This is a genomic window from Pseudomonas sp. SJZ103 (genome assembly GCF_007828335.1).
Taxonomy (GTDB): Bacteria; Pseudomonadota; Gammaproteobacteria; order Pseudomonadales; family Pseudomonadaceae; genus Aquipseudomonas.
In genome coordinates, this window is the sequence record NZ_VIUN01000012.1 from 146,673 (window position 1) to 171,178 (window position 24,506).

The 24,506-nt window shown below is 60.4% G+C and carries 29 protein-coding genes; 13 read left to right on the top strand and 16 right to left on the bottom strand.

Going from position 1 to position 24,506, the window contains the following annotated elements; genetic code table 11:
* Positions 1-88: 88 nt before the first annotated feature.
* Entirely contained in the window at positions 89-856 is a 768-nt protein-coding gene (locus tag FBY10_RS23325; RefSeq protein ID WP_145338079.1) for a class III extradiol ring-cleavage dioxygenase, read from the top strand.
* Between the two features lie 68 nt (positions 857-924).
* Here FBY10_RS23325 and FBY10_RS23330 read toward each other — a convergent pair whose 3' ends face one another.
* The gene (locus FBY10_RS23330; RefSeq protein ID WP_027606997.1) at positions 925-2,598 is read right to left on the bottom strand and encodes a DEAD/DEAH box helicase; all 1,674 of its coding nucleotides are present in this window, start codon (positions 2,596-2,598) and stop codon (positions 925-927) included.
* A gap of 411 nt (positions 2,599-3,009) precedes the next feature.
* Here FBY10_RS23330 and FBY10_RS23340 point away from each other — a divergent pair, with 411 nt between their 5' ends.
* Positions 3,010-3,801: a crotonase/enoyl-CoA hydratase family protein gene (locus FBY10_RS23340; protein WP_145338080.1), complete on the top strand. Its 792-nt coding sequence runs from the start codon at positions 3,010-3,012 to the stop codon at positions 3,799-3,801.
* A gap of 116 nt (positions 3,802-3,917) precedes the next feature.
* Here FBY10_RS23340 and FBY10_RS23345 read toward each other — a convergent pair whose 3' ends face one another.
* Positions 3,918-4,673, bottom strand: a complete 756-nt coding sequence (locus tag FBY10_RS23345; RefSeq protein WP_145338081.1) for a spermidine synthase — start codon at positions 4,671-4,673, stop codon at positions 3,918-3,920.
* Between the two features lie 124 nt (positions 4,674-4,797).
* Here FBY10_RS23345 and FBY10_RS23350 point away from each other — a divergent pair, with 124 nt between their 5' ends.
* The gene (locus FBY10_RS23350; protein ID WP_053130664.1) at positions 4,798-6,144 is read left to right on the top strand and encodes a class II 3-deoxy-7-phosphoheptulonate synthase; all 1,347 of its coding nucleotides are present in this window, start codon (positions 4,798-4,800) and stop codon (positions 6,142-6,144) included.
* Between the two features lie 189 nt (positions 6,145-6,333).
* On the opposite strand, the gene FBY10_RS23355 is transcribed toward FBY10_RS23350, so the two are convergent.
* The gene (locus FBY10_RS23355; RefSeq protein ID WP_145338082.1) at positions 6,334-7,554 is read right to left on the bottom strand and encodes a winged helix-turn-helix domain-containing protein; all 1,221 of its coding nucleotides are present in this window, start codon (positions 7,552-7,554) and stop codon (positions 6,334-6,336) included.
* A 45-nt stretch (positions 7,555-7,599) separates the two neighbouring features.
* Positions 7,600-7,806, bottom strand: coding sequence for a DUF1127 domain-containing protein (locus tag FBY10_RS23360; RefSeq protein ID WP_237683153.1), 207 nt, complete (start codon positions 7,804-7,806; stop codon positions 7,600-7,602).
* A 70-nt stretch (positions 7,807-7,876) separates the two neighbouring features.
* On the opposite strand from FBY10_RS23360, the gene FBY10_RS23365 reads away from it, so the two are divergent.
* Positions 7,877-8,758: a LysR substrate-binding domain-containing protein gene (locus FBY10_RS23365; protein WP_131699519.1), complete on the top strand. Its 882-nt coding sequence runs from the start codon at positions 7,877-7,879 to the stop codon at positions 8,756-8,758.
* On the opposite strand, the gene FBY10_RS23370 is transcribed toward FBY10_RS23365, so the two are convergent.
* Entirely contained in the window at positions 8,748-9,497 is a 750-nt protein-coding gene (locus FBY10_RS23370; RefSeq protein ID WP_131699520.1) for a sulfite exporter TauE/SafE family protein, read from the bottom strand. The genes FBY10_RS23365 and FBY10_RS23370 overlap by 11 nt on opposite strands.
* 108 nt (positions 9,498-9,605) lie before the next feature.
* Between FBY10_RS23370 and FBY10_RS23375 the strand changes: the two genes are divergently transcribed.
* The 4 genes from FBY10_RS23375 (at position 9,606) to FBY10_RS23390 (ending at position 12,791) form a co-directional block, all read left to right on the top strand.
* Positions 9,606-10,556: a LysR family transcriptional regulator gene (locus tag FBY10_RS23375; protein WP_145338083.1), complete on the top strand. Its 951-nt coding sequence runs from the start codon at positions 9,606-9,608 to the stop codon at positions 10,554-10,556.
* An 81-nt stretch (positions 10,557-10,637) separates the two neighbouring features.
* The gene (locus FBY10_RS23380) at positions 10,638-11,090 is read left to right on the top strand and encodes a MarR family winged helix-turn-helix transcriptional regulator (protein WP_131699522.1); all 453 of its coding nucleotides are present in this window, start codon (positions 10,638-10,640) and stop codon (positions 11,088-11,090) included.
* 237 nt (positions 11,091-11,327) lie between these two features.
* The gene (locus tag FBY10_RS23385) at positions 11,328-11,747 is read left to right on the top strand and encodes an organic hydroperoxide resistance protein (RefSeq protein ID WP_034126737.1); all 420 of its coding nucleotides are present in this window, start codon (positions 11,328-11,330) and stop codon (positions 11,745-11,747) included.
* Between the two features lie 27 nt (positions 11,748-11,774).
* Positions 11,775-12,791, top strand: a complete 1,017-nt coding sequence (locus FBY10_RS23390) for an alpha/beta hydrolase (protein WP_145338084.1) — start codon at positions 11,775-11,777, stop codon at positions 12,789-12,791.
* 64 nt (positions 12,792-12,855) lie between these two features.
* On the opposite strand, the gene FBY10_RS23395 is transcribed toward FBY10_RS23390, so the two are convergent.
* Positions 12,856-13,428, bottom strand: coding sequence for an elongation factor P (locus FBY10_RS23395; protein ID WP_003172723.1), 573 nt, complete (start codon positions 13,426-13,428; stop codon positions 12,856-12,858).
* Positions 13,429-13,477: 49 nt separating this feature from the next.
* Positions 13,478-14,611, bottom strand: a complete 1,134-nt coding sequence (gene earP, locus FBY10_RS23400; RefSeq protein WP_145338085.1) for an elongation factor P maturation arginine rhamnosyltransferase EarP — start codon at positions 14,609-14,611, stop codon at positions 13,478-13,480.
* A 132-nt stretch (positions 14,612-14,743) separates the two neighbouring features.
* On the opposite strand from earP, the gene FBY10_RS23405 reads away from it, so the two are divergent.
* Positions 14,744-15,112 (top strand): hypothetical protein, encoded by a 369-nt coding sequence (locus FBY10_RS23405; protein ID WP_131699525.1) that lies wholly within the window; start codon positions 14,744-14,746, stop codon positions 15,110-15,112.
* Between the two features lie 5 nt (positions 15,113-15,117).
* Positions 15,118-15,600, top strand: a complete 483-nt coding sequence (locus FBY10_RS23410) for a GreA/GreB family elongation factor (protein WP_131699526.1) — start codon at positions 15,118-15,120, stop codon at positions 15,598-15,600.
* 5 nt (positions 15,601-15,605) lie between these two features.
* Here FBY10_RS23410 and cysB read toward each other — a convergent pair whose 3' ends face one another.
* The 5 genes from cysB to FBY10_RS23435 form a co-directional block, all read right to left on the bottom strand.
* A complete protein-coding gene (cysB, locus tag FBY10_RS23415) occupies positions 15,606-16,580 on the bottom strand; it encodes an HTH-type transcriptional regulator CysB (RefSeq protein WP_003189876.1) in 975 nt (324 codons plus the stop codon).
* A 104-nt stretch (positions 16,581-16,684) separates the two neighbouring features.
* Positions 16,685-17,185 (bottom strand): universal stress protein, encoded by a 501-nt coding sequence (locus FBY10_RS23420; protein ID WP_131699527.1) that lies wholly within the window; start codon positions 17,183-17,185, stop codon positions 16,685-16,687.
* 53 nt (positions 17,186-17,238) lie between these two features.
* The gene (locus tag FBY10_RS23425; protein WP_131699528.1) at positions 17,239-18,156 is read right to left on the bottom strand and encodes a 5'-nucleotidase; all 918 of its coding nucleotides are present in this window, start codon (positions 18,154-18,156) and stop codon (positions 17,239-17,241) included.
* A 15-nt stretch (positions 18,157-18,171) separates the two neighbouring features.
* The gene (locus FBY10_RS23430) at positions 18,172-19,134 is read right to left on the bottom strand and encodes a putative 2-dehydropantoate 2-reductase (RefSeq protein WP_145338086.1); all 963 of its coding nucleotides are present in this window, start codon (positions 19,132-19,134) and stop codon (positions 18,172-18,174) included.
* Positions 19,131-19,517, bottom strand: a complete 387-nt coding sequence (locus FBY10_RS23435; RefSeq protein ID WP_131699530.1) for a thioredoxin — start codon at positions 19,515-19,517, stop codon at positions 19,131-19,133. The genes FBY10_RS23430 and FBY10_RS23435 overlap by 4 nt, the downstream gene beginning before the upstream one ends.
* Between FBY10_RS23435 and FBY10_RS23440 the strand changes: the two genes are divergently transcribed.
* Positions 19,516-19,950, top strand: coding sequence for a PilZ domain-containing protein (locus FBY10_RS23440; protein WP_131699531.1), 435 nt, complete (start codon positions 19,516-19,518; stop codon positions 19,948-19,950). The genes FBY10_RS23435 and FBY10_RS23440 overlap by 2 nt on opposite strands.
* A 129-nt stretch (positions 19,951-20,079) precedes the next feature.
* On the top strand, positions 20,080-21,156 hold the full coding sequence (locus tag FBY10_RS23445; protein WP_053130701.1) for a 3-deoxy-7-phosphoheptulonate synthase: 1,077 nt from the start codon (positions 20,080-20,082) through the stop codon (positions 21,154-21,156).
* Positions 21,157-21,228: 72 nt separating this feature from the next.
* Here FBY10_RS23445 and FBY10_RS23450 read toward each other — a convergent pair whose 3' ends face one another.
* On the bottom strand, positions 21,229-21,510 hold the full coding sequence (locus FBY10_RS23450; protein ID WP_027606976.1) for a GNAT family N-acetyltransferase: 282 nt from the start codon (positions 21,508-21,510) through the stop codon (positions 21,229-21,231).
* 609 nt (positions 21,511-22,119) lie between these two features.
* On the opposite strand from FBY10_RS23450, the gene oprI reads away from it, so the two are divergent.
* A complete protein-coding gene (oprI, locus tag FBY10_RS23455) occupies positions 22,120-22,371 on the top strand; it encodes an outer membrane lipoprotei OprI (RefSeq protein WP_003172710.1) in 252 nt (83 codons plus the stop codon).
* Between the two features lie 135 nt (positions 22,372-22,506).
* Here oprI and FBY10_RS23460 read toward each other — a convergent pair whose 3' ends face one another.
* The 3 genes from FBY10_RS23460 to FBY10_RS23470 all read right to left on the bottom strand — a co-directional run bounded on the left by FBY10_RS23460 (position 22,507) and on the right by FBY10_RS23470 (position 24,505).
* A complete protein-coding gene (locus FBY10_RS23460; RefSeq protein WP_027606975.1) occupies positions 22,507-23,475 on the bottom strand; it encodes a L,D-transpeptidase family protein in 969 nt (322 codons plus the stop codon).
* A gap of 72 nt (positions 23,476-23,547) precedes the next feature.
* On the bottom strand, positions 23,548-23,841 hold the full coding sequence (locus FBY10_RS23465; RefSeq protein WP_003172705.1) for a hypothetical protein: 294 nt from the start codon (positions 23,839-23,841) through the stop codon (positions 23,548-23,550).
* 58 nt (positions 23,842-23,899) lie between these two features.
* Positions 23,900-24,505, bottom strand: a complete 606-nt coding sequence (locus FBY10_RS23470) for an arylesterase (protein WP_131699533.1) — start codon at positions 24,503-24,505, stop codon at positions 23,900-23,902.
* Position 24,506 lies beyond the last annotated feature (1 nt).

Consider the following 24,506-nt stretch of genomic DNA (forward strand, 5'->3'; position numbering starts at 1 on the left):
TTCGATCAAAAAGCGCTAAAACTTATATTAGATTTAGATCAATGATCTGATTGAAGATGGGCCCATGTTAAACCTCAGGACCTTCCTTATGTTACCCAGCCTGTTTATCTCCCACGGATCACCCATGCTTGCCCTGCAACCCGGCGCCAGCGGCCCTGCCCTGCAGCGCCTGGCCGCTGAACTGCCACGGCCGAAGGCAATTGTGGTGGTGTCGGCGCATTGGGAAAGCCAGGAACTGCTGGTCAGCGGCAGCGCTGCGCCCGAGACCTGGCACGACTTCGGCGGTTTCCCCCGCGAGCTGTTCGCCGTGCAGTACCCGGCGCCGGGCGACCCGCAATTGGCCAACCAAATCGTCGACCTGCTTCATGCCGACGGCTTGAATGCGCGAATCGATGAGCGCCGCCCGTTTGACCATGGCACCTGGGTGCCGCTCTCGCTGATGTACCCGGCAGCGGACATTCCAGTGGTGCAAGTCTCCTTGCCCAGTCGCATGGGCCCTGCCCTGCAAACCCGCGTCGGGCAAGCCTTGGCCAGCTTGCGCGAACAGGGCGTACTGTTGATCGGCTCCGGCAGCATCACCCACAACCTGGGCGAGCTGAACTGGCAGGCCGGACCTGAGAGTATCGAACCCTGGGCACGCGATTTCCGCGACTGGGTAGTGGACACACTCGCTGCCAACGACGAAGCGGCGTTGCATGATTACCGTCGCCAGGCGCCACACGCCGTGCGCAGCCATCCCAGCGATGAACATTTGTTGCCGTTGTACTTTGCGCGCGGCGCTGGGGGTGACTTCAGCGTGGCGCATCAAGGGTTCACCATGGGCGCGCTGGGCATGGACATCTACCGCTTCGGTTAACACCGGACAAAAAAATCCCCGAACCAGTCGGGGATTTTTTATGTGCGATCAATCAGCCCAGGGGCGGATCAATCTTCGCGGTAACGACGCAGCTTCAATTGCTTGCCGGCAACGCGAGTGTCTTTCAGCTTGGTCAGCAGTTTTTCCAGACCGTCTTCCGGCAACTCCACCAGGGAGAAGCTGTCACGGACCTGGATGCGACCGATGGCTTCACGTGCCAGGCCACCCTCGTTGAGGATAGCGCCCAGCAGGTTCTTGGCAGCGATACCATCACGCGCGCCCAGCGCGGTACGGCAACGAGCACGGCCTTCAGCCAATGGAACCGGAGCACGACGCTCACGATCGCCACGGTCCGGACGGTCGCCGGTACGTTCTGGACGATCACCGCGCGGCGCGTTGTTCGGCACCAGCGGGCGCTCTTTCTCGATGGCTGCCAGGGTCAGGGCCTGACCGTTGGTAGCCTTGCGCAGCAGGGCTGCGGCCAGGGCGCGTGGAGTGCAACCGATATCGGCGGTCAGGCGGTCCAGCAGGTCGCCGTGGGTCGATTCAGCGTCAGCCACCAGTGGCGACAGGCTGTTGGTCAGTTTCTTGATGCGGGCATCGAGAACGGCCTGGGCATCCGGCAGGCGGACTTCAGCCACTTTCTGACCGGTTACACGCTCGATCACTTGCAGCATGCGGCGCTCACGTGGAGTCACCAGCAGCAGTGCACGACCTTCGCGACCGGCACGGCCGGTACGGCCGATACGGTGAACGTAGGACTCTGGATCGTAAGGCATGTCAACGTTGAACACGTGGGTGATACGCGGAACGTCGAGACCACGAGCGGCTACGTCGGTCGCAACAACGATGTCCAGACGGCCATCCTTGAGGGAGTCGATCACGCGCTCACGTTGGTTCTGGGCGATGTCACCGTTCAGCGCAGCGGCTTTGTAGCCTTTGGCTTCCAGGGCACTGGCCAGGTCCAGGGTCGCTTGCTTGGTACGCACGAACATGATCAGGGCGTCGAAGTCTTCGACTTCCAGCAGGCTCAATACAGCCGAGGTCTTCTGGTCAGCGTGAACCAACAGGTGAGCCTGTTCGATCGCGGTAACGGTCTGAGTCTTGGTCTGGATCTTCACGTGTTGCGGATCGCGCAGGTGGCGTTCGGCAATGGCACGGATCGACTGTGGCAGGGTGGCCGAGAACAGCACGGTCTGACGGGTCGGTGGCAGCGCCTTGAAGATGACTTCCAGGTCATCCATGAAGCCCAGCTTCAACATTTCGTCGGCTTCGTCCAGAACCAGGTGGTTCACGGTCGACAGGACTTTCTCGTCACGACGCAGGTGGTCGCACAGACGGCCCGGGGTGGCGACAACGATCTGAGCGCCATTACGGATGGCTTTCAGTTGCGGGCCCATCGGCGCGCCGCCGTAAACGGCAACAACGGTAACGCCTGGCATTTGCTTGGCGTAGGTTTCAAAAGCGGTTGCTACTTGCAGCGCCAACTCACGAGTTGGCGCCAGGATCAGGGCTTGCGGTTCGCGCTTGGCAGGATCGATGCAGTGCAGGATAGGCAGGGCGAACGCGGCGGTTTTACCGGTACCGGTTTGCGCCTGGCCAATCATGTCCTGGCCGGCCATGATGATCGGGATCGATTGCTGCTGAATCGCCGAAGGTTCTTCGTAGCCGGTCGCGATGACGGCAGCGAGAATGTTCGGGTTAAGATTAAAAGCGGCGAAGCCGCCGGTTTCCTGGGTCATGGGTCTGCCTCTAAGTGCATCCGCAAAGACCCATGCTCCAAAGCTGCGCATGCCGTGTTGAGACTCAAGAGTCGCCCTGGCTGCTTTGTCGGCGGGGATTTGCGAAAACGAATGAATGAAAAAGATTCGTCAAGGGAGAGTCCGCTGTGCGGACGCGCAGCCGAAGCTGACTTCGGGGAATTGCACTACCTAAACGCGGCCCGGTTAAAGGCCGGCGCGCACTATACCGGAAATACCTGAAAAAGGGAGCTTTTTTTATCGCCAGGCGCCGATAAACCGCACGGCATCACAGTCTTTGCAGATAAGCGCGGCAGGGTCTATTTTTCAAAGGCCCGGCCCTGCTGGTCATGACGCTTAAACGGTTCACCTTCCATTGGTCTGAAACTTTTCCCCCGTCCGAGGACACGTCCGATGAATCAAGCCAGCAGTAGTCGCGTCAGCCGTGAACTGCAGGGTCATGTCCTGTTGTTGGGCCTGGATCGGGTCGCCAAGCGCAACGCCTTTGACCTGGACTTGCTCAATGAGCTCAGCCTGGCTTATGGCGAATTTGATCGAAATGATGACGCACGGGTGGCCGTTGTATTTGCCCATGGCGACCACTTCACCGCCGGCCTGGACCTGGCCAATGTCAGCGGGGTAATGGCAGGCGGCTGGCAACCGCCGCTGGGAGGCTGTGACCCTTGGGGCGTTTTCGCAGGCCCCAGGATCAGCAAACCGGTGATCGTCGCCGCCCAAGGCTACTGCCTGACCATCGGTATCGAGTTGATGCTCGCTGCAGATATCAATCTGTGCGCGAGCAATACACGCTTTGCACAGATGGAAGTGCAACGTGGGATTTTTCCGTTTGGAGGCGCGACATTGCGTTTTCATCAGATCGCCGGCTGGGGCAACGCCATGCGCTGGCTGCTCACCGGCGATGAGTTCGACGCCCATGAAGCCCTGCGCCTGGGTTTGGTGCAGGAAGTCATGGCCAGTGAAGACCTTCTGCCCCGCGCCATCGAGCTGGCCAGTCGCATCGCGCGCCAGGCACCGCTTGGCGTCCAGGCCACCTTGATGTCGGCCCGCCTGGCACGGATGGAAGGCGAAACCGTTGCGGCCGCTGCGCTGCCGCCGATGGTGGATCAATTGCTGAACAGCGAGGATGCCAAGGAAGGCGTGCGCGCGATGGTCGAGAAGCGGCCGGGGGTGTTCAAGGGCATTTGAGTCGCCTGTACCGACGCTATCGGGGGCAAGCCCCCTCCCACATTTGAAATGAGTTCCAAGTGTGGGAGGTGTGGTGCGACGATTCGAGTTGCCCCCGATGGCGTCGGCACAGGCGACTACGTAGCCGGCCGAATCGCCTTGATCAACGCCTGCAACGAATACCCCAATTGCGGTGCCAGGGCTTCGGCGCGGGCCCAGAGCGCATCAAGATCCAGCGCCTGGTCCAGCTCCGAAGGCACCAACAGGATCACATTGCCCTCCTTCACCGGTAGTTCCCAGTAATGCCGGTGGTACAAACCACGCAGCAACGCCGCGCCCAAGGGTTTGCCATCATCGGTCGCCCACTGGTTGATCACCAGCCAACCGCCGGGGTTGAGTTTCTTCTGGCAGTTTTCCAGGAACGTCCAGGCCAGGTGTCCGACGCCCGGGCCGACATCGGTGTAGAGGTCGACGAAAATCAGGTCGGCCGATTCAGCGGTCTCCAACAGCTCCAGGGCGTCGCCGATGCGGATATACAAGCGCGGATCATCATCCAGCCCCAGGTATTCGATGGCCAGGCGCGGCACATCGGGGCGCAGCTCGATAGCTTCGACGTCTTCCAGAGGCAGGAACTTGAGGCAGGCCTGGGTCAACGTCCCGGCCCCCAGGCCGAGGAACAGCGCGCTCTCCGGCTGCTCATGGCACAACGCGCCGATCAGCATCGCGCGGGTGTAGTCGTACTCCAGCCAGCTCGGGTCAGCGGTGAACACGCAGCTTTGCTCGATGGCATCGCCAAACTCGAGAAACCGGTAATCGGCAACCTCAAGCACACGGATCATGCCGAAATCATCATGGACTTCGGCCAGCAGGCGCTCGACACGCTCCTCGGTCATCACAACTCCTAAAGGGTTTACCGCACGGCAAAGGCGCGATTGTCGGCCAACCGGCGGCAACAGGTCACGCACTAATTGCTGATAACATTGACGCCCGACCGTCAACCACCCAATCGAGTTCATGATGAGCCAACCCTGGAGCCCCGACAGCTGGCGCGCCCTGCCAATCCAGCAACAACCCCAGTACCCGGACGCTGCGCACTTGTTGCAAGTGGAGCAGAGCCTGGCCAGCTATCCGCCGCTGGTGTTTGCCGGGGAAGCCCGCGAGTTGCGCCGTCAGTTTGCCGAGGTGACCCAAGGTCGCGCGTTCCTGCTGCAAGGTGGCGACTGCGCCGAGAGCTTTGCCGAGTTCTCCGCCGCAAAAATCCGCGACACCTTCAAGGTGCTGTTGCAGATGGCAATCGTGATGACCTTCGCCGCCGGCTGCCCGGTGGTGAAAGTCGGGCGCATGGCCGGCCAGTTCGCCAAGCCGCGCTCGGCCAACGATGAGACCATCGACGGCATCACCCTGCCCGCCTACCGTGGCGATATCGTCAACGGCATCGGCTTCGACGAAAAAAGCCGCGTGCCGGACCCGGACCGCCTGCTGCAGTCCTACCACCAGTCCACCGCCACCCTCAACCTGCTGCGCGCCTTCGCCCAGGGCGGTTTTGCCGACCTGCACCAGGTGCACAAGTGGAACCTGGACTTTATCGCCAACTCCGCCCTGGCCGAAAAATACAGCCAGTTGGCCGACCGCATCGACGAAACGCTGGCTTTCATGCGCGCCTGCGGCATGGACAGCTCGCCGCAGTTACGCGAAACCAGCTTCTTCACCGCCCATGAAGCGCTGCTGCTCAACTACGAACAAGCCTTCGTGCGCCGCGACAGCCTGACCAACGACTACTACGACTGCTCGGCCCACATGCTGTGGATCGGCGACCGCACCCGTCAGTTGGATGGCGCTCATGTCGAATTCCTGCGCGGGGTGAATAACCCGATCGGCGTCAAAGTCGGCCCGAGCATGAACCCCGATGACCTGATCCGTCTGATCGACATCCTCAACCCCGACAACGACCCCGGCCGCCTCAACCTGATCGCGCGCATGGGTGCAGGCAAGGTCGGCGACCACCTGCCCAACCTGATACGCGCCGTGCAGCGCGAAGGCAAGCAGGTGCTGTGGAGCTCCGATCCGATGCACGGCAACACCATCAAGGCCAGCAGCGGCTACAAGACCCGCGACTTCGCGCAGATCCTCGGCGAGGTCAAGGAGTTCTTCCAGGTCCACCAGGCCGAGGGCACGTATGCCGGCGGGATTCATATCGAGATGACCGGGCAGAACGTCACCGAGTGCATCGGCGGCGCGCGGCCGATCACCGAAGATGGCTTGTCGGACCGCTACCACACCCACTGCGACCCACGGATGAACGCCGATCAGTCGCTGGAGTTGGCGTTCCTGATTGCCGAGACATTGAAGCAGGTCAAACGCTAGCAGACGTTTTGAAATAGGGCTTCCTGTGGCAACAAAGCCCCGTGTGGCGAGCGGGCTTGCCCCGCGTTGGGTGGCGAAGCCACCCCAAAACCCACGCCGCAATTCTGCCAGAACTAATACAGTGATCCACTGGGGCTGCTTCGCAGCCCAACGCGGGGCAAGCCCGCTCGCCACGAAAGTACCTTCCTCCTACAAGTGCAGCATGGCTAACCGCAAGCGGTCGGCACTCGGCCGCTGGCAATTGAGCTGGATATGTTCGAGCCCCAGCCAGTCGGCCATTTGCCGCAGGTTCAACGCCAGCACCAACATCCCCTTCTCATCCAGCCCCGGCTCTTCCTCATGCACCGCATGCACGGCCAGGCGTCCGTTGGCGCGTTCGGCCCGCAGGTCGATACGTGCGGCGATCCGCTCGTTGTGCAAAAACGGCAGCACGTAGTAGCCGTACACCCGTTTGTCTTGCGGGGTGTAGATCTCCAGCCGGTAGCGGAAATCGAACAGGCGCTCGGTACGGCTGCGCTCCCAGACCAGCGAGTCGAAGGGCGACAGCAGTGCGCTGGCCGACACCTTGCGCGGCACTTTGGGCTCGGGCAGACAGTAGGCTGCCTGCTTCCAGCCTTGCACCTGGCAAACCTGCAAGTGCCCGTCCTCGACCAATTCCGCCAGGCGACTGCGACTGTCGGCGGGGTCAAGACGGAAGTAGTCGCGTAGGTCTTTTTCGGTACCTACACCCAAGGCGGTGGCGCTGTGCAGCAACAGGCCACGTTGGGCCTCGGCCTCGGTCAACGGCACCTGCTGGAGGATGTCGCCAGGGATGACGCGCTCGGGCAAGTCATAGAGCCGCTCGAAACCACGCCTGCCGGCAACGGTAACCAGGCCGGCGGCGAACAGCCACTCAAGCGCATGCTTTTCATCGCTCCAGTCCCACCAGGGTCCGGCCCGCTCTTCGCGGGTCGACAAACTGCCCGCGCCGAGCGCGCCCTGCTGTTCGACGGTCTGCAAAACGCGCTGGATCGTGGCCTGTTGCTCACGACCGAAGCGCGCCATCTGCGAATAGATGCCGCGCCCCTGCTGCGCTCGCTCCATACGCCAACGCATCAACGGGTACAACGCCATTGGCAGCAGCGAGGCCTCGTGCCCCCAATACTCAAACAACGAGCGTCGTCGGCCCTGGCTCCAGGCCGCTTGTTCAAGCATCAATGGGGAGTAATTGCCCAGGCGGGAAAACAGCGGCAAGTAGTGAGAGCGCACCAGCGCATTGACCGAGTCAATCTGCAACACGCCCAAGCGCTCGATCACGCGGTTGAGGTGCGCAGCTTTTATCAGCGCAGGCGCCTGGCGCCCTGAAAATCCCTGGGCCGCCAGCGCCATGCGTCGAGCTTGCTTGAGGGAAAAGGACAAGTCGGCGGGCATGGGAATCTCCTTGAATGCTCGCGACCTACCCTACTGCATCCGGGGTCATTTTCGCAGTGGATCTTCCCAGAAATGCCGATGGCTCTCACGCTCCACATCGGCACGGCTGAGGCCGATGTCCTTGAGCGCATCATCGTTCATGCTTGCCAGCACCTGCCGTTCGTGGCGCAACACCTGCCAACGCAATACCACTTGCAGCAGCCTGGAAAACGGCCGTTTGGTGATCAACACGAAACCTTTCTGACCTTTCATCTTCTCGCCCTCCAGTGGGGATGACGCAAGTGTGTGCCGTGCAATATGATCAATCCAACGAATGTTTCTTATGCAACACATCTCGGAGATTGATCAATTGTCCGGCTACCCGAGCATCGACACTGAAGTGCTGCGTACCTTCGTCGCCATCGCCGACCAGGGCGGTTTCACCCGCGCCGGTGAACTGGTTAACCGCACCCAATCGGCGGTGAGCATGCAGATGAAGCGTCTGGAAGAAGACGTGTTGCAGCGCAAGCTGTTCGAGCGCGATGGCAGGCAGGTGCGGCTGACGCCCGAGGGCCAGGTGTTGCTGGGTTATGCGCGGCGCATCTTGAAGCTCCACAGCGAGGTGTTCAACACCCTACGCGAGCCGCATATGGTGGGGTTGGTACGTATCGGTACGCCGGACGACTACGTGATGCGTTTCCTTCCAGGGATCCTCAAGCGGTTCTCCAAGGCCTACCCGCTGATCCAGATCGAGCTGCATTGCGAGTCGTCAACGGTGCTGATGCAGCGACGGGATCTGGCGCTGACCGTTATCAGCCGCGAGCCTGGCAAGGAAATCGGCGAGCTTTTGCGCACAGAGCGCATGGTATGGGCAGCGGCGCCATGTTTTTGTGTGGAAGAGCACGATGCCGTGCCCCTGGCGGTGTCCGGTGCCGACTGCGTATACACGCAGTGGACCCAGGCCGCACTGGATGCAACCGGGCGGGATTATCGCCTGGCGTATCACAGCACCAACGTCGCGGCGATCCTGGCAGTGGTGAGTGCCGGCCTGGCTGCCATGATCTGCATGGAAAGCCTGGTGACTGAAGACTTGCGCGTACTCGGCAGCGACGAGGGTTTCCCAGCGCTGCCCTCTATGAATCTGCACTTGCTGCGCAATCCGCAAATGACCTCGCCCATCACCGAATGCCTGGCCGAATACATCGTCGAAGGCTTCAGACTTTAAACGTCAGCATCACCGCACACACCACCAGGAAGCCGCAAAACAGGCCGCGCAAGACACGCTCCGGCAACGCATGGGCAACCTTCACGCCCCAGCTGATACTGAGCAGGCCGCCGACGGCGAGCGGCACGCCGATCATCCAGTCCACCTCGTGGTGCCAGGCATAGGTGACCAGCGTCACACCCGTGCTGGGCAACGCCAAGGCCAGGGACAAACCTTGGGCGACGACCTGGGTGGTGCCGAACAGGCTTGTGAGCACGGGAGTGGCCACCACCGCGCCGCCAACCCCGAACAAACCGCCCATGGAACCGGACGCCGCGCCCAACACGCCAAGCCAAGGCCAGGAGTAACGCATGTGTGCCGTCGGCGGCGCATTCCGCGTGAACATACGCAGCAGGTTGTAAGCCGAAAGCGTCAGCAGGAACACAATAAAGCCGATGCGCATGGCACCTGCGTCGAGCCCCACGGCCCAGATCGAACCAAGCCAGGCAAAGCTGAACCCCATGATGCCCAAGGGCAGCGCGTGCCGCAGTTCGATGCGATTGCGCTGGTGGTAACGCCACAGGGCGAGCATCACGTTCGGCACCACCATGACCAACGCCGTGCCTTGGGCAAGTTGTTGGTCCAGGCCGAACCATACGCCGAGTACCGGGATCGCAATCAACCCACCGCCAATACCAAACAGGCCACCCACCGTGCCGAGGGCCACGCCCAATACCAGGTACACCGCTAAATCCAACACCGCTCGCTACTCCCCATTCTCAAGACCTGCATGCTACGCAGTCGACTCTGGCGCGGAAACGCACAGCAACGCACAATGGCTATGCCAATCTCGCATAAGCGCGTACCGATGAATCCCAATACGCTGACCGATCAACTGAGCCTGTTTCTGGATGTATTGGAAACGGGCAGCTTTTCCGCCGCAGCACGTCGCCATCCGCTGACACCCTCGGCGGTGGCGCGGCGCATCGACAGCCTGGAAAGCTCCGTGGGCAGCCGCTTGTTCCAGCGCAGCACCCACGCGGTGGTGCCGACCCCGGCGGGCCTGGCCTTCGCTGAACGGGCACGGCGGATTGTCAGCGAGTTGCAACTCGCACGGGCAGAGGCCGCTTCCCTGAGTCATGCGCCGGAAGGGCTGATTCGCGTGGATGCACCGGCAGCGTTCGGTCGCCGGCACCTGGCGCCGGTGATTGCCGACTTCTTGAACGTTTACCCCGGATTGGATGTGCACCTGCATCTGATCGATAGTTTTGTCGATATGCAGGGCGCGCACTTGGGCAAGGTCGACTTGGTGCTGCGCGCCGGGCATATCGTCGATACACGGCTGATCGCCACGCCCCTGGCCAGTATCGTGCGTATCGCCTGCGCCAGCCCGGCCTACCTGAAAAGCCGTGGCACCCCGGCTCACCCCCGCGAATTGAGCGAGCATGACGGCCTGGATTGGGACGGCCTGGCGCCGATGTTCGCGTGGCGCTTTGAGTTGGACGGGCGACGTGCAACGCATCGCCCGCGGCGCATCCGCATGAGCGCCAACAACGCTGAAGCGCTGCTATCGGGCGCTCTCGCCGGGCTGGGCATCGCCCATCTTCCCACCTGGCTGGCCAGTGAATACCTGGTGCGCGGGGAATTGCTGCCGCTGTTTTGCGAGGACGGCCTGCCCAGCCCGGAGACCACCGGGATCTACGCACTGCGGCTGGAACAGCAGCCCAATGCGCGCAGCCGCTTGTTGCTGGAATACCTCAAGTCCCGATTCAGCCCCGTGCCGCCTTGGGATCTGGCCCTGCAAAGCGGGTTGGTCTGACCGCTGGGACAGAATTATCTGGCGCATTAAAGATTTGCCCGCTAGATTCCAGCGTAGACACGCTTTTTTTGAGGCACCACCATGAGCAAAAATCCCACCGCGTGCGATTCCCTGTTGCTGGACAATCAACTGTGTTTCGCCCTGCACTCCACATCGCTGCTGATGACCAAGGTCTACAAACCGCTGCTGCAAGCCCTCGGTCTGACCTACCCGCAGTACCTGGCCATGATGGTGCTGTGGGAAGAAGATGGTTTGACCGTCGGCGAAATCAGCAGCCGCCTGCTGACCGACCCGGGCTCCCTGACGCCACTGCTCAAGCGCCTGGAAGCCGAAGGCCTGCTCAGCCGCACCCGCAGCCGTGAAGATGAGCGCGTGGTGGTGGTGGAACTGACCGGCGCTGGGCGTGCCTTGCAGGAAAAGGCCATGGGTATTCCACAGTGCATTCTCGGCGCCAGCGGTTTGGAGCTGGACCAATTGCGCAAGCTGCAGGCTGACTTGCTCGCGTTGCGGGGCAACCTGCAGAACGCGATCTAAACACAGCAAAACACTCAACATGTGGGAGGGGGCTTGCTCCCGATGACGGTTTATCAGTCGACGAATCTTTTGACTGAAACACCGCTATCGGGAGCAAGCCCCCTCCCACATTGGTTTGCAGCGACTGAAAAAATATTTACACATTTATATTGCGCGCAAAACATTAGCGCTATACATTTGCTCCACCAACTACTTAGCGCACAAAACTTTAGCGCTAATAACCAAGAGGACGACACCATGCAAACGCTCTATACCGCAGTAGCCACCGCCACCGGCGGCCGTGATGGTCGCGCTGTTTCCAGCGACAACATCCTCGACGTCAAACTCTCCACCCCCAAAGAATTGGGCGGAGCCGGCGGCCAGGCTACCAACCCGGAACAACTGTTCGCCGCCGGTTACTCGGCCTGCTTTATCGGCGCCCTGAAATTCGTCGCCAGCCAGACCAAACGCAAAATCCCGGATGATGCCTCCATCACTGCCCACGTCGGCATCGGCCAGATCCCTGGTGGTTTCGGCCTGGATATCGACCTGCACGTCAGCCTGCCAGGCCTGGCCCAGGACGACGCGCAAAGCCTGGTCGACGCCGCTCACCAAGTCTGCCCGTACTCCAACGCCACCCGTGGCAACGTCGATGTGCGCCTGCACGTAACCGTCTAACCCCTGCCGATGTCACTGGAGAAGAACATGAACACATTTGCCAAAGTGCTGACCGGCAGCCTGCTCGCCCTGTCCGTCACTCACGCTTTCGCCGCCAATGGCGACGTTGAACACAACACCCAGGCCTTCCTGGATGTGTTGAACGCCGGCACCGGCAAACCGATGGAACAACTGACGCCCAAGGAAGCCCGCGCCGTACTGACGGGTGCCCAGGCCAGTGTGAAGTTGACCCTGCCCAAGGCGGACGTGAGCCAGAAGACCATTCAGGTCGATGGCCAGCCGCTGGACCTGACCATCGTGCGGCCAGCCGGGGTCAAGGGCACATTGCCGGTGTTCATGTTCTTTCACGGCGGCGGCTGGGTCTTGGGGGATTACCCGACTCACGAGCGCCTGGTGCGCGATCTGGTGGTGGGTTCGGGAGCCGTGGCGGTCTTCGTCAACTACACGCCTTCACCGGAAGCGCACTACCCGGTGGCGATCAACCAGGCCTACGGCGCAACCAAGTGGGTCGCCGAGCATGGCAAGGACATCAACGTCGACGGCAAACGCCTGGCGGTCGCGGGCAATAGTGTCGGCGGCAATATGGCAGCCGTCGTCAGCCTGATGGCGAAGGACAAGGGCACACCCGCGATCAAGTTCCAGTTGCTGTTGTGGCCGGTGACCGATGCCAACTTCGAGACGGCGTCCTACAACCAGTACGCCGAAGGGCACTTCCTCACCAGGAACATGATGAAGTGGTTCTGGGACAACTACACCACCGACGCCAACCAGCGGGCCGAGATCTACGCCTCGCCGTTGCGGGCGACCACGGATCAGCTCAAGGGCTTGCCGCCCGCGCTGATTCAGACTGCCGGTGCCGATGTATTGCGTGACGAAGGCGAAGCCTATGCGCGCAAGCTGGACCAGGCCGGGGTTCCCGTGACGGCCGTGCGCTATAACGGCATGATCCACGACTACGGTTTGCTCAATGTGGTCAGCCAGGTACCAGCCGTGCGTTCGGCCTTGCTGCAGGCATCGGACGAGCTGAAGCAGCACCTGAAGTAAAAAGCAGCGCTCACGAAAAAGCCCGACGCAAGGTCGGGCTTTTTTCGTATCGGCGAGGCCAGAATTACTTCTTGGCGCGACCTTTGTACGAACCACCTTCGCGGGTGTCGATCTCGATCAGGTCGTCGATTTCGATGAAATCGGCTACTTGCAGTTCGGTACCGTTGCTCAGTTTGGCAGGCTTCATCACTTTGCCCGAAGTGTCGCCGCGAGCGGAACCTTCGGTGTAGGCAACCTTACGCACGATAGTGGTCGGCAGCTCTACGGAAACCAGGCGCTCTTCGAAGAAAATAGCTTCGCAGACGTCTTCCATGCCTTCTTCGATGAACGGCAGAACAGCTTCGATATCTTCAGCGTTCAGCTCGTACATGGTGTAGTCGGTGGTGTCCATGAACGTGTAGGTGTCGCCGCTGATGAAGGACAGGGTCGCTTCTTTGCGGTCGAGGATCACGTCATCCAGTTTGTCATCGGCGCTGTAGACGATCTCGGTTTTGTAACCGGTCAGCAGGTTCTTCAGCTTGGTCTTCATGATTGCGCTGTTACGACCAGACTTGGTGAACTCAGCTTTCTGAACCAGCCAAGGGTCGTTTTCGAGACGGATCACTGTACCGGGTTTCAGTTCTTTACCAGTTTTCATTGCGTATATCCGAAATTTGGATGGGATTTACAAAAATCAAGGTCGCGTATCATATCCAACTTTCATAAAACTGTACCAGCGCCGTCGCAAGATCTGCCTGCAAGCCCTGTTCCAGACACCACGTCTGCGCGTGCTGACTCAACTCAGGCCAGTGCTCCAGCAGCATTTTCCACGGTTGTGCCATATCGCCATCAGTGTTCCAGGCTTGCCAGAGTTCAACCAGGGCAGCCTTTGCGGCCGGCGACAGGGCGGCGGTGTACAGGTCGAGGAAGGCATCGAGCTTGTCCAGATGGATGTCTTCGTCCTGGCGATAGATATGCCACAACAGCGGCCGCCCGGCCCATTGGGCGCGCACGAACGAGTCTTCGCCGCGTACGGCGTTGAAGTCGCAACACCACAGCAGGCGGTCATATTGCTCCTGGCGCACAAACGGCAGCACCTGCACAGTCAGGGCGTCGCGCTGATGCAGGTCCCCCACCGACAGGCCTTCGACACCGAGCCAATGCTGCACATCCCCGAGGACGCGCCCTTCAGGGACCAAGAGATGAGTGGCATGCCCGTCGGTCGAGAGTACGTCCAGCCAACTGGCCAGCCCAGCGTTTTCGTAGGCGAACAATGAGATCAGCCGTACACCCGCTGCCGGAAACACACCCAACGCTTGCAGGAATTGCCGCTGCGCAGCGGCATCCTGTTGAAACGCCTGACGCTGTTCCAGCAACCCTGCCTCGCGTAACAGCCCCCCCGTGCCGGGTCGGAACCCCGGAAAAAAGAAGTACTTCTGCACGCCCTTGAACTTCACAGACGGCAACCGATGACACCCCACCACCCAGTCTTCGGCACTGAGGTAATCCAGGTTCATCCACAAAGGCGTGCGTTCACGCGCGGCCATGGCTTCCATGTAATCAGGCGGCAACTGGCAGGCGAAGGCGGCGATCACCACATCGGCTGCCGGGGCGCTCGACCACACAGCTGGCCAATGGCGCACATCGACACCCTCTTGCCATTGCTGGTCAAGACGCACATCAATCTCGGGACACATACGCTCGAAGGCGCGCAGGTCGTCGACCCACAAGCGCACCTCGCACCCCTGCTCTGCCACCAATTGCCGGGCCAGGCGCCAGGTCACGCCAATGTCGCCGTAGTTATCGACGACGCTGCAAAAAATATCCCAGCGGGCTTTCATTCCGGGCTCCAACGCTCAAAGGCTCGATTGTCCGCATAAATGCGCCGATGCAGAAGGCTTGATCGCGATTATTCTGCACAGTGGCTGTGCGACAATCGCCGCCATGCCGTTAATGCCTGCCAGGAGGCCATCATGTCTGATCGCTCGTTGTCGCTGCCCAAGCTCACGCTCGCCATTGCCCTGGGGGTGTGGCTGGGGTTTATCGCCATTGCACTGACCACCTGGCTGGCGTCGCGCTATCTGTTCCCGCAAAGCCTGGCGCCTGTAGCCCAGGCCGTTCAGCAACTGGGTAAACCTGCGCCGGTTGCGCCGGAGCCGCCGAACCGTATGTTCGAGCAGTACCAACAGAACCTGCAGAAGCAAGAACAACAGCAGGCCCTGGACCAGGCCCGCAACAACGCACGCAACCTGTCCAACCCAAAATGCCAGTTCTGGCTGCAGCAGGACCAGAACGCACCGAATGAAAAGACCCGGGCCAATGTCCTGCAATTCTGCGATTGATGATCATGAATAAACACGCTGTTCACCAGATGATCCTGGAAAAGCTCACCGCCGACCTCGACATCGCCCGGCGCGCCGCGCAGACCGCCTACGAAACCGCGACCCACGAAGAAAATATCGCCGAGAACAAATACGACACCCTCGGGCTGGAGGCGTCTTATCTGGCAGCCGGACAAGCCAAGCGCGTCGAGGAAATCAAGCAGGCGCTGGTGCTGTGCCAGAACCTTCCTCTGCGTGGGTACGATGATCAACGTGGCATAGAAGTCGGCACACTGCTGGGCCTGGAAGACGAGAACGGCCGCCAGCAGTGGCTGTTCCTGGCACCGGATGCAGCGGGTTTGAAGGTGGACGTGGTCGGGCAACCGGTGACAGTCATCACCCCACGCTCACCCTTGGGCAAAAGCCTGCTGGGCAAGTTCGAAGGGGATGAGGTGGAGATTCTGGTGGCAGGCGCCCGGCAACACTTTACGGTTACCGAGGCCAAATAACCCCCTTAATGGACGGGCAATTCCACGCCGTCGAACAGCTCTTCCAGTTCCTGTTTGTTGTGGCACTGGATCGCCTTGGCCATGACTTCACGGGTCAGGTGCGGCGCGAACTTCTCGATGAAGTCGCACATGAAGCCCCGCAGGAAGGTGCCACGACGGAAGCCGATCTTGGTCACGCTGGACTCGAACAGCTCGCTGGCATCGAGCACCACCAAGTCTTTATCGAGGTTGGTATCGACTGCCATCTTGGCAACGATACCCACGCCCAGGCCCAGGCGAACATAGGTCTTGATGACGTCGGCGTCGGCGGCGGTGAACACCACTTTCGGCGTCAGGCCCCGATGGCTGAAGGCTTCGTCGAGCTTGGAGCGGCCGGTGAAACCGAAGACGTAGGTCACGATCGGGTATTCGGCCAGGGCTTCCAGGGTCAGCTTCGGCAATTTGGCCAATGGGTGGCCTTGGGGCACGACCACGCAACGGTTCCAGCGATAGCACGGCATCATCACCAGGTCACCGAACAGCTCCAGGGCTTCGGTGGCGATGGCGAAATCGACGGTGCCGTCAGCGGCCATCTCGGCGATCTGCATCGGTGAACCCTGGTGCATGTGCAGCGCGACGTCCGGGTATTGCTTGATAAAATCACGAATTACCGGCGGCAACGCATAACGCGCCTGGGTGTGGGTAGTGGCAATCGACAGGGTGCCTTTCTTCTCGTTGGAGAACTCCTGGGCGATCTGCTTGATGCTCTCGACTTTGCGCAGGATCTCGCCGGCGGTGGTGATGATGCGTTCACCGGCCGGGGTGACACGGGTGAGGTGCTTGCCGCTGCGCGCGAACACTTCGACGCCCAACTCGTCTTCGAGCAGGCGGATCTGCTTGCTGATACCCGGTTGCGAGGTGTAAAGGCTTTGAGCGGTAGCGGAAACGTTGAGGTCGTGGTGCGCCACTTCCCAGATGTAGCGCAGTTGTTGAAGCTTCATATGTATCCCTCAAAGCAGGTAGACGCCGTGGGTATCAGCGACGGTATATAACTATATTAAAGGTTAGACAGATAAATCTAGAACCTTTTATCATTTTCTATCCCTCACACGTCATCGCTGCGTCGACGCTGTAAGGAAGGCACCAGATAAACCGGCACGTTAGACAGCTGCAGCACCCGTGCAGCGGTGCGCCCAAGCGGTGTGGCGGCCGCCGCGGCATGGCTGTGACTGCCGACGATCAGCAGGTCGACGGACAGTTTGCGCAACTGGTCGAGAATCACCTCACACGGGTCCCCCTGGATCACCCGTACCGAGCGGATCAACTTCAAATCCTGCTCACCCTCTCCCAACTCCTCGCGAAAGCTGTCGAGCACCCGCTGCTCGATAGTCGCCATCACCGTGCTCAAACCCTGGGTCTGCCACTCACTCAAGGCCTGTTCATCAAGGTAGCTCTGCAACACCGATTCGGCGAACAGCCCAATCGGTTCAACCGCGTGAATCACATACAGGTCAGCCTTGAACGTCCGCGCCAGCGCCAGTGCATGTTGCATCACATACGGCGCATACAGACCAAGGTCCGTGGCGTACAGCATCGAACGAATCATAAAACCTCCTGGACAGCCGGAATGGAGGAGATTGAATGAGCTTAGCAGCGCCCCTAACTCTCGGCCTGAATCCTCACCTCGTTACTGATGCCATGGGGCACATGCCCGGTGGCCACCACCTCCCGGGCCTTCTCGCAATGCCCGGCCTGGTCATCGAAAAACACATCAGCGGCAAACGCCTCCAGGAATGCGGACTTCTCCAGGCCGCCGAGAAACAATGACTCATCCAGTCGGATATCCCACTCACGCAAGGTACGAATCACCCGCTCGTGAGAAGGCGCCGAACGGGCGGTGACCAAGGCTGTGCGGATCGGGCAGGCCTCGTCTGGAAACTCACGCTGCAACAAGTTGAGTGCCGCCAGGAACCCCTTGAAGGGACCGCCGTGCAAAGGTTGCCGCGCCGACTCGCGCTCGCTGGCCTGGAACGCCTCCAACCCGCCGGCCTGATACACGCGCTCCGACTCATCGGAGAACAGCACCGCGTCACCGTCAAAGGCGATCCGCAGCTCCTCGCTGGACGCCCGGCGCGGACCGCCCGACAGAATCGTCGCGGCGGCAAAGCCGGCATCGAGGGCACTGCGTACATCTTCAGCATGGGTGGAAAGAAACAGATGGCAGCCAAACGCAGCTAAATAAGGATAAGGACTACGTCCGCCTACGAAAGCGGCACGGGAAATATCCAGGCCGTAGTGCTGAATCGAGTTGAATACACGCAGGCCGGTGTCGGCACTGTTACGCGATACCAGTACCACCTCGACCCGAGCACGGCCCAGGCTGGCATTGAGGCTCAGCAGCTTCTTGACCAGCGGAAAAGCGTCACCGGGCTCAAGGGTCTCTTCCTCGTGTTCGATCTGATATTTACGGTAGGCCTCCACCCCTTGGGCCAGGTAGACCTTGTGGCTGTCGCTCAGGTCGAACAGCGCCCGCGAAGAAATCGCCAGCACCAGTTTGTCGCCCAATCCCTTTGCCATGGTACGTCCCCCCAATCAGCGGTTATGCCGATCAATAAAACTCAAGGCCTGGTACAGCGCCTGCATTCGCGGCAATTCGCAACCCGCGGCCTTGGCGGCAGCAAGCGGTCGCGCATAGATCGCCGCCAGCTCCAGCGGGCGTTTGTGTACATGGTCGTGGTACATGCTGGGCAGGTAATCGTCCATGGTTTCCGTCATGGCGAACATCTGCTCCGCGTAACTGGCGGGGATTTCATGGCCGCAGGCATGGGCGCCCTGCACCACTTCGGCCATCAGCGCCTGGATCAGCTCACGGCTGGATTGGTCCGCCATCATCGCCGTGGTGCCCGCGCCCAGCAACACCGAGAGGCCGTTGTAGGGGACGTTCCACACCAACTTGTGCCAGCGCGCCTGATGCACATTGGCCATGGCTTGGGATTCGATGCCGGCCTTATGAAACAACGCAGCGCCGGCTTCGACAATCGCTTTCTGACGAGCCTCATCGTTGGCAGCCGAACCGCTGTGATAGCCCAGGTTGACCCGACCCAGGGCTTGATGTTCAACCACACCCGGACCGGAGCGGTGCACGCCGATGTAGCACAGCCCGCCGAGAAGATGCAGCGACGCTGGCAGGTGTTCACGCAGACTGTCTTCGACATCCAGGCCGTTTTGCAGCAACACCACCTTGGCGTCCGGCGCCGCGACCTGGGCGAGGGTCGGGGCCAGCTCGACATTGCCCGTGGACTTGGTGCCCACCAGCAGCCAGTCGCACGGCGGCATGTCCGCGGCACGGGCGTAGGCCTGCACCGGGTGCAGCAGCAGGTTGCCATGCACACTGCTATTGACGCGCAGGCCGTGCTCGCTGACCGCCGCGTATTCGCTGCGCAGCAGGAAGTGCACGTCGAAGCCCGCGCGTGCCAGCATCACTCCATAGAAGCCACCAATGGCGCCGGTTCCGATAATGCCTATACGTGGCGTCTGGGGTGCAAGTGCAGTCATGGCAAATCCTCCGGGGTGCGGGTAAGCGCTATTTTTACTGCTTCGCAGGTGTCAGCAGGCGTAAGACGTGTCTGTATCTGCCCGAAGAATTGACCCTCGCACACCACAAACAACGCCGGCAAATGAAAGATCTGGTAGCGTTCGACCGCACCGCCGTTGTGCCCGGCATCCACCCAGCACACGCGGTCCACCGGCAAACGCCAGCCCGGCAATTGCTGGCGCGCCCAACGGCAACTGGAACACCCCACGCTGGTGAACACCACCAGCGAAATACCTGGCAATCCCAGCAATTGCTGGTCAATATCCAGGTCGGTCAATTCCAGTTCCTTCACTATACTGCTGCCACCGCCGTCAACTGGACGGTGCTCGGAGTCCGTGTACATGGGTCGTTTTTTACCTCACCCTGATGATGTCGCTGTCGAGTTAATCCAACGCCCCTCTCCTGCCATCCCCCGCCAACGCCTGCTCACTATCGGCCTGGGCGGCGTCGCCTGCAATTGGCCGCGCGCGTGGCGCCAGGGCACGGCCGTTGATCTGCTCATTCCCTCCCTGGGCGCCAGCGCCCGCTATCCAGGTTATGTGGCGTGGTGTCGCAAGGTGGAAAACGGCTACCGCGTGGGCATTTCGTTTACCGATGAACATGCGTTGTTCGGTGCGCGAATGGGTGAGCAAGCATGCCGGATAGAGCGCTACTGCCGCCAGCATGAAGATGCCGAACCGACCCCGCAGCAACTCGAAGCCCTGGCCCGTGAGTGGGTGGCGCGCCATGCGGGCGAGTTCTCCCATGAGACATTTGTGCGACCAGCGCGGGATTAAAGCGGGCTTTGCCCATTGTCGCGGGCCCGTGTTACGCGCTAAGGTTCCTCCCCCTGTATTCCAATCATGCTGTGCCCGCCGCACGGGGATGGCTGGCGGCCGGCACCCGTGACCCTGGCGAGTAACACGATGGCTGATTTACCGATCAATGACCTAAACGTCGAATCCAACGAGACCCTGATCACACCCGATCAGCTCAAGCGCGAAATCCCTTTGAGCGACGCTGCCCTGCAGACCGTCACCAAGGGCCGCGAAGTCATCCGTGACATTCTCGATGGCACCGACCACCGCCTCTTCGTCGTGATCGGGCCTTGCTCGATCCACGACCTCAAGGCTGCTCACGAATACGCCGAGCGCCTAAAAGTACTGGCGGCAGAAGTGTCCGACACCTTGTACCTGGTGATGCGCGTCTATTTCGAGAAACCGCGTACCACCGTCGGCTGGAAAGGCTTGATCAACGACCCGTACCTGGACGACTCGTTCAAGATCCAGGACGGTTTGCACATCGGTCGGAAATTGCTGCTGGACCTGGCCGAAATGGGCCTGCCCACTGCCACCGAAGCCCTCGACCCGATTTCCCCGCAGTACCTGCAGGACCTGATCAGCTGGTCGGCCATCGGCGCGCGCACCACCGAGTCGCAGACCCACCGCGAAATGGCATCCGGCCTGTCTTCGGCCGTAGGCTTCAAGAACGGCACCGACGGCGGCCTGACCGTGGCGATCAACGCGCTGCAATCGGTCTCCAGTCCTCACCGTTTCCTGGGTATCAACCAGGAAGGCGGCGTCTCCATCGTCACCACCAAGGGCAATGCCTACGGTCACGTGGTGTTGCGCGGCGGCAATGGCAAGCCCAACTATGACTCGGTCAGCGTTGCGCTCTGCGAGCAGGCGTTGAACAAGGCCAAGATCAAGCCGAATATCATGGTCGACTGCAGCCACGCCAACTCCAACAAGGACCCGGCCCTGCAGCCGCTGGTGATGGAAAACGTGGCCAACCAGATCCTCGAAGGCAATCAGTCGATTATCGGCCTGATGGTCGAGAGCCACCTGAACTGGGGCTGCCAGGCGATTCCAAAGGACCTGGCCGACTTGCAGTACGGTGTGTCGATCACCGATGCCTGCATCGACTGGTCCGCCACCGAAAATACCCTGCGCAGCATGCACGCCAAGCTCAAGGACGTATTGCCGAAACGCAAACGCACCTGAACCTGTATCTGAAGTATGCGCACACAAAAACGCCGGGCTGAGCCCGGCGTTTTTCATCCTGCGTTTTATGCCTCAAAGCTTCGCGGCATGGCGCTGGTGGCGTTCCATGTAGCGTTCGACATAGGAGCACGACGGGATCACCGTGTAGCCTTGCTCTTCGGCAAACTTCAACGCTTCCTCGGTCAACGCAGCTGCAATGCCACGGCCGCGCAGTGCGTTGGGCACGAAGGTCCGATAGATGTCCAGGGTCTGCTTCCCGAGGTCCATATAGGTCAGATAGGCACGATGACCGTCCACATTGGTCTCGAACTGATGACCAGCCTGGTCATGGTGGATGGACAACGCCTCGCTCATCACTACTCCTCGCGGGTCTTGGATTCTGACCCCTACCTTACCGATGTTTTTCCGGCGAAGGAACATCTACGCCACCCCGTGCCGGTTTCGACAACGAGAAAACCTTGAGCGCTCACAACCAGCACGTAGGGAATAGTAGGCACCAATCCTGTAATTGCTCAAGGCGTACCCGTCATCCCTGCCGCTGGTGGATATAGAAAGGGCCTCGATCAACCGGTGACCGAAAGCCTGAACATTGCCGGCAGTTGAACCTTGAGACGAACAGGCGCTCTTAAAGTCACCTCTACATGCACAAAAGATGCGGAGCGTGGTAAAGGCCAGCCAAACGAAAGTGTCAGCCTCGATATATAAAATTTCATCTATTTACAAGGCTTAACACATGCGGGCCGGCCCTCTCAGCCTGGGTCCAACCTCCGTCAGACTGCAAAAAACTGTACGGTTTTTATACAAATGTCCAAAAGATTAGCCAAAATAGATTCGGCACAAGAATTTTTTTTGCTTCTTGCGCTACGTCAGTTTACTTACTACAAGTAATGGGTAGTATGTACGCCGGCTATTAGCTCACTCTGAGAGTAGCCATTTAATAGAAAGTCCTTGAAGGGGAACACGATGAACAACGTTCTGAAATTCTCTGCTCTGGCTCTGGCCGCAGTTCTGGCTACCGGTTGCAGCAGCGTCTCCAAAGAAACCGAAGCTCGTCTGACTGCAACTGAAGACGCAGCAGCTCGCTCCCAGGCCCGTGCAGACGAAGCCTACCGTAAAGCTGATGAAGCTCTGGCTGCTGCTCAAAAAGCACAACAGACTGCTGACGAAGCTAACGAGCGCGCTCTGCGCATGCTTGAAAAAGCTAGCCGCAAGTAATAATCCCTCGGGATTGTTATCAAGCCGATCCATTCTTGGATCGGCTTTTTTATTGCCTGCGATTCGGCTCTCGATTACAGACAATAAAAAGCCCGCCGCAGCGCAAGGCTGCAGCGGGCTGTTGATGGAGCAGGCTTACTGCTGCAAATCAATCGGCGCGCTGGAGGCAATCGGTGCAGCACCTGGCACACCGATCTCGGTTGGCAGGCCATCTTCCGCCGCGACCACATCACGCACCTGGTCCCAGTTCACCCGCAGGTTATTGGCCAGGTCTTCACGCTTGAGCAAGGCGTTGATCACTGCCGTGTGCTTGTCGACCACCGACGGCGTGCCGTCGTCGTTCAAGGGCGTATGCGCTTCGAGGTAGACCTTGCCGCCGCTGCTGCCGAACTTGTAGGCATCGTTGATGATGCGCACCGACGTCCCCACCGGGACCATACCGGCCATTTCCAGCACGTTGTTGTTGAACATGCGGAAGCAGCCGTGGCTGGTACGGGTGCCGATGCCGAACTTCATGTTGGAACCGTGGATCAGGTAACCCGGCGTCCCCAGGGTGAACTTGAACGGCCCCAGAGGGTTGTCCGGGCCGGCCGGCACCACATTGGGCAACGGGTCGCCGTTGGCGGCGTGCTCGGCCTTGATCGAGGCCGGCGGCGTCCAGGTCGGGTTCGGCGTCTTAGCGATGATGCTGGTGTGAGCAATGGGCGAGCCCCAGCCTTCACGACCAATCCCAAGCGGGAAGGTGTAGACCACGTCCTGTCCCTTGGGGAAGTAGTAGAGCCGATATTCCGCCAGATTGATCACAATGCCCTCACGGGGGCCCGGCGGCAGAATGAAGCGGGTCGGCAGGACGATCTCGGTCCCCGCCCCCGGCAACCAGGCATCGACGCCCGGATTGGCCGCGACCATTTCCGAATAGCCCAGGTCGTAGGTGGTGCCCAGGTCGGCAAAGGTGTCTTCGTACTTGGCCTTGATTACCTGGACCTGACCGACGATGTCTTCACCGGGTGGAGGCAAGGGCAACTGCAAGGCGGCGGCAGGACCGGCCGCACACAAGGCAGCAAGAGACAGGCAGCAGGTGACGACGGAAAGGCGCGACAACATCCGGAAAATCCTTCGCAGAACGACGGGAGGTAAAAATCGATTGTATACGTGAAGCGGGCTTCTAGCTGCCCCCTACAACTCGAAACGCAACTCGGGCCAGATTGGCGGCGTGCCACGCTTCTGCGACTCCAGGATCGCCCGGCACAAAGGGCACAGGCGCTGGTCCTGAAAAATCGAACGGTCGACCAGGGACCAGCGCGGCTGCGCCGGCAATAACGTACCGCACAGGGTCCGATCGATGGAGCCGCCCAGTTCCAATTGACGCGTCACCAGATGCACCCGCACTTCCTGGCAGGCGAACAGATCCAGCTGTTCGTCCGGCTCGATCAGTTGGTAGTTAAACAGGGACCAGGCAGGACGCGACATCGGGGGCTCCAGATCGGGGGGGCGCCACCTTAGCCGAAAGCCTGCCGGTAGAAAAGCGTCATAGCAGCGGTTTTAGCGTCGGCCAGACATTTTCCAGCAATTTGCCCTGGGCACCGACTGCCGGGTGCAGTTGATCCGCCTGCATCAGCTCTGGATTACCCCCCACTCCCTCAAGGAAAAACGGTACCAGCGGGACGTTTTTTTCCTTGGCCAGCACGCCATAGACTTCGGCAAACGCCGTGGTGTATCGCGGGCCATAATTGGGCGGCAACTGCATACCCAGCAACAAGACTTTGGCACCGCCGGCCTTGGACTGGTCGATCATCGACGCAAGATTTTGTTTCAATTGCGCAGGCGGCTGCCCGCGCAAGCCATCGTTGCCCCCCAACTCGATCACCACCACGTCCGGCTTATGCTCTGCAAGCGCCGCCGGCAGCCGCGCCAGGCCTCCGGCACTGGTGTCGCCGCTGATGGAGGCGTTGACCACCTTATCGTCGAAACCCTCCTTCTTGAGCCGTTGCTCCAGCAGTGCCACCCACCCTTTGCGGGTATCCAGGCCGAAACCGGCACTGATACTATCGCCAACGATCAGGACTGTACCCGCCGCTGCGTTCTGGGCCATGCACATCAAGGCCAGGCCAGCACTCAAAAACCACATTCGCATC